Annotated in this window: 3 protein-coding genes; all 3 read left to right on the top strand. The window is 64.0% G+C overall.

The window, feature by feature from the left end; all coding sequences use genetic code 11:
- On the top strand, window positions 1-1,239 hold a 1,239-nt coding region (mrdA, locus tag ABY403_RS15020; protein ID WP_372841631.1), incomplete at its 5' end, for a penicillin-binding protein 2.
- Entirely contained in the window at window positions 1,236-2,375 is a 1,140-nt protein-coding gene (gene rodA / locus ABY403_RS15015) for a rod shape-determining protein RodA (RefSeq protein WP_372841630.1), read from the top strand. The genes mrdA and rodA, both read left to right, overlap by 4 nt.
- A 7-nt stretch (window positions 2,376-2,382) precedes the next feature.
- Window positions 2,383-3,163: NAD(P)-dependent oxidoreductase (locus ABY403_RS15010; RefSeq protein ID WP_372841629.1), on the top strand; the 781-nt coding region annotated here is incomplete at its 3' end.

Below are 3,163 nucleotides of genomic sequence, written 5' to 3'. Positions count from 1 at the left end.
TCGCGTCAGGAAGGCGTGCCGGGCGATACGCTGCAACTGACTCTGGACTATCGGTTGCAGAACTACGTGCAAACACGGCTGGGCACCGAAAGCGCCTCGGCTGTGGTCATGGATGTGACCAATGGCGATATCCTCGCCATGGCCTCGGCACCGTCCTTCGACCCCAACCTGTTCGTGCGCGGCATCTCGACCACGGCCTATCGTGCGCTAAACGAAAACGACCATCGCCCCCTTGCGGACAAAAGCGTGCAGGGCCTCTATCCGCCCGGCTCGACCTACAAGATGGTCGTGGCGCTGGCCGCCATGGAAGCGGGCGTGATCGGGCCCAAAGAGACCGTGCGCTGCAACGGCTTTACCGAAGTTGGCGGGCGCAAGTTTCACTGCTGGCGCCCTGCCGGGCATGGCAACATGACCCTGCAACAAAGCCTCGAGCAATCTTGCGACGTGTTTTATTACGAGGTCTCGCAACGCGTCGGCATCGACCGCATTTCCGATATGGCGCGCCGCCTTGGCATCGGGCTGCGCCACGATCTGCCGGTCTCGGCCGTGGCCGAAGGGCTGGCACCGACCACCGAGTGGAAAAAGCGCCGCTATGGCCGCGACTGGGTGGTGGGCGATACGCTGAACGCCGCCATCGGGCAGGGCTACGTGCTGACCTCGCCCTTGCAGCTTGCGGTAATGGCTGCACGGATCGCTTCGGGGCGCGCGGTGCTTCCGCGCCTGATCCGATCGCAAAACGGGGTCGAGGTGCCAGCAGTTGACGCCCCCGAACTCGCCATCGCGCCAGAGTTTCTGGCAGCCGTCCGCGCCGGGATGGAAGCAGTGGTCAATGCGCCCAAAGGCACGGCACTTGCCTCGCGGATCGTGACCGCCAGCCTGCGCATGGCGGGCAAAACCGGCACCAGCCAAGTGCGCAACATCTCTGCCGCCGAACGCGAAAGCGGCGTCTCTGCCAACGAGGATCTGCCTTGGGAAAAACGCGACCACGCGCTTTTTGTCGCCTATGCGCCCGCAGATGCGCCAAAATACGCAGCCGCCGTGGTTGTTGAACATGGCGGCGGCGGCTCGGCTGTGGCCGCGCCACAAGCACGCGACATGCTGCTGTTTGCGCTGCACGGCGGCTTGCCACCGCTTTCGGATTACCCCGAAAACCAGCGCACGCGGATTCAAAGCCAGCACGACGCCATGGATCTGGTAGACCCCGACGCAGCCCCCCCTTCGGCGAGCGAACGCGCATGAGCCATCTTGACTATGGGCTGAAATCGCCCCCCACCGGCATCCGCAAACTGCTCTATCTGAACTGGCCGCTGATCGTGCTGCTGGCTGCGGTTTCCTGCGTCGGCTTTCTCATGCTCTATTCGGTCGCCGGTGGCCGGGTAGAGGTTTGGGCCGAACCGCAGATGAAGCGCTTCGCCGCCGGTATGGTGGCGATGCTGATCATCGCAATGGTGCCGATCTGGTTCTGGCGCAACCTTTCGGCGCTGGCCTATGTCTTTGCGCTGATCCTTTTGGTTGCGGTCGAGTTTTTCGGCGATGTCGGCATGGGCGCGCAGCGCTGGCTTGAACTCGGCCCCCTGCGGCTGCAACCTTCGGAAGTCATGAAGATCGCCTTGGTCATGGCACTGGCCGCCTATTACGACTGGCTAGATCTTGAACGCACCTCGCGCCTTTTCTGGGTCATCGTGCCCGCGCTGCTAATCCTCGTGCCCACCGCGCTGGTGCTCTCGCAGCCCGACCTTGGCACCAGCCTGATGCTGGTGATGGGTGGCGGCATCGTGATGTTCGCCGCGGGCGTCAGCTTTTGGTATTTTGGCACGGTGCTGGCGCTCGGCATAACGGCGATCTGGGCCGTGTGGGTCAGCCGCGGCACCTCTTGGCAGCTTTTGCGCGATTACCAGTATCGCCGGATCGACGTGTTCCTTGACCCCGCCAGCGACCCGCTCGGCGCAGGCTATAACATCACACAGGCCCAGATCGCGCTCGGCTCTGGCGGCTGGGCGGGGCGCGGTTTCATGCAAGGCACGCAGTCGCGGCTGAACTTTCTGCCCGAAAAGCACACGGACTTCATCTTCACCACGCTTGCTGAAGAGTTCGGCTTCATCGGCGGCATTTCTCTGCTGGCGCTTTATACGCTGATCCTCGCGTTCTGCATCCACTCGGCGCTTTCCAACAAGGACCGGTATGCAGCACTGCTGACCCTCGGCGTAAGCGCCACGTTCTTTCTGTATTTCGGGGTCAACATGGGCATGGTGATGGGGCTCATGCCGGTGGTCGGCGTGCCCTTGCCGCTGGTCAGTTACGGCGGCACTGCAATGCTGATCTTGCTCATGGCCTTCGGGCTGGTGCAAAGCGCCCATGTCCACCGCCCGAGGTAACCCACCCATGCTGACCGTTCTCTTCGCCGCCCCTGCCACGCTCTGGCCCAAATACGAATCCCACCTCGCTGCGGCATTCTCGCAAGCCGGGCTTGCGGTGCGCATGGCCACCCCCGACACTGCCCCAGAAACGGTCGATTACATCATCTATGCGCCCAGCGGCCCGCTGACCGATTTTTCTCCCTACTGCAACGTGCGCGCGGTGCTCAGCCTCTGGGCGGGGGTCGAGCGGATCGTCTCGAACCCGACGCTGACCCAGCCCTTGGCGCGGATGGTGGACCCTGCGCTGACCGAGGGCATGGTGGAATGGGTCACCGGCCACGTGCTGCGCTATCACCTCGGGATGGATGCGCATATCCTCGGCCAAGACGGCATCTGGCGCGGCGCGGTCACACCGCCACTGGCGCGCGAACGCGGTGTGACCATTCTTGGCCTTGGTGAACTTGGCAGCGCCTGCGCTTCGGCCCTTGCCACCCTGAACTTCCGCGTCACGGGCTGGAGCCGCTCACCCCGCGCGCTCTCCGGCGTCAACTGCGTCGCGGGGCAAGAGGCGCTCGCATCGGCGCTGGCGGGTGGTGAAATCCTCGTCACGCTGCTGCCCAATACACCCGACACCGAAAACCTACTGAACGCCGCGACACTGGCGCAACTGCCGCGTGGCGCGCGGCTGATAAACCCCGGCCGCGGCAACGTGATCGACGATGCAGCACTTCTTGCAGCCCTCGACAGCGGTCAGATCGGCCATGCCACGCTCGATGTGTTTCGCACCGAACCGCTGCCCGCCGAAC

This window comes from Phaeovulum sp., from assembly GCF_041596715.1.
GTDB lineage: Bacteria > Pseudomonadota > Alphaproteobacteria > Rhodobacterales > Rhodobacteraceae > UBA6213.
The sequence above is the reverse complement of the archived record's forward strand: the minus strand, read 5'-3'. Positions and strand labels throughout refer to the sequence as shown.

Excerpts from the sequence above, each read along its gene's own strand:
- rodA (WP_372841630.1), top strand. The coding sequence starts at position 1,236 with ATGAGCCATCTTGACTATGGGCTGAAATCGCCCCCCACCGGCATCCGC.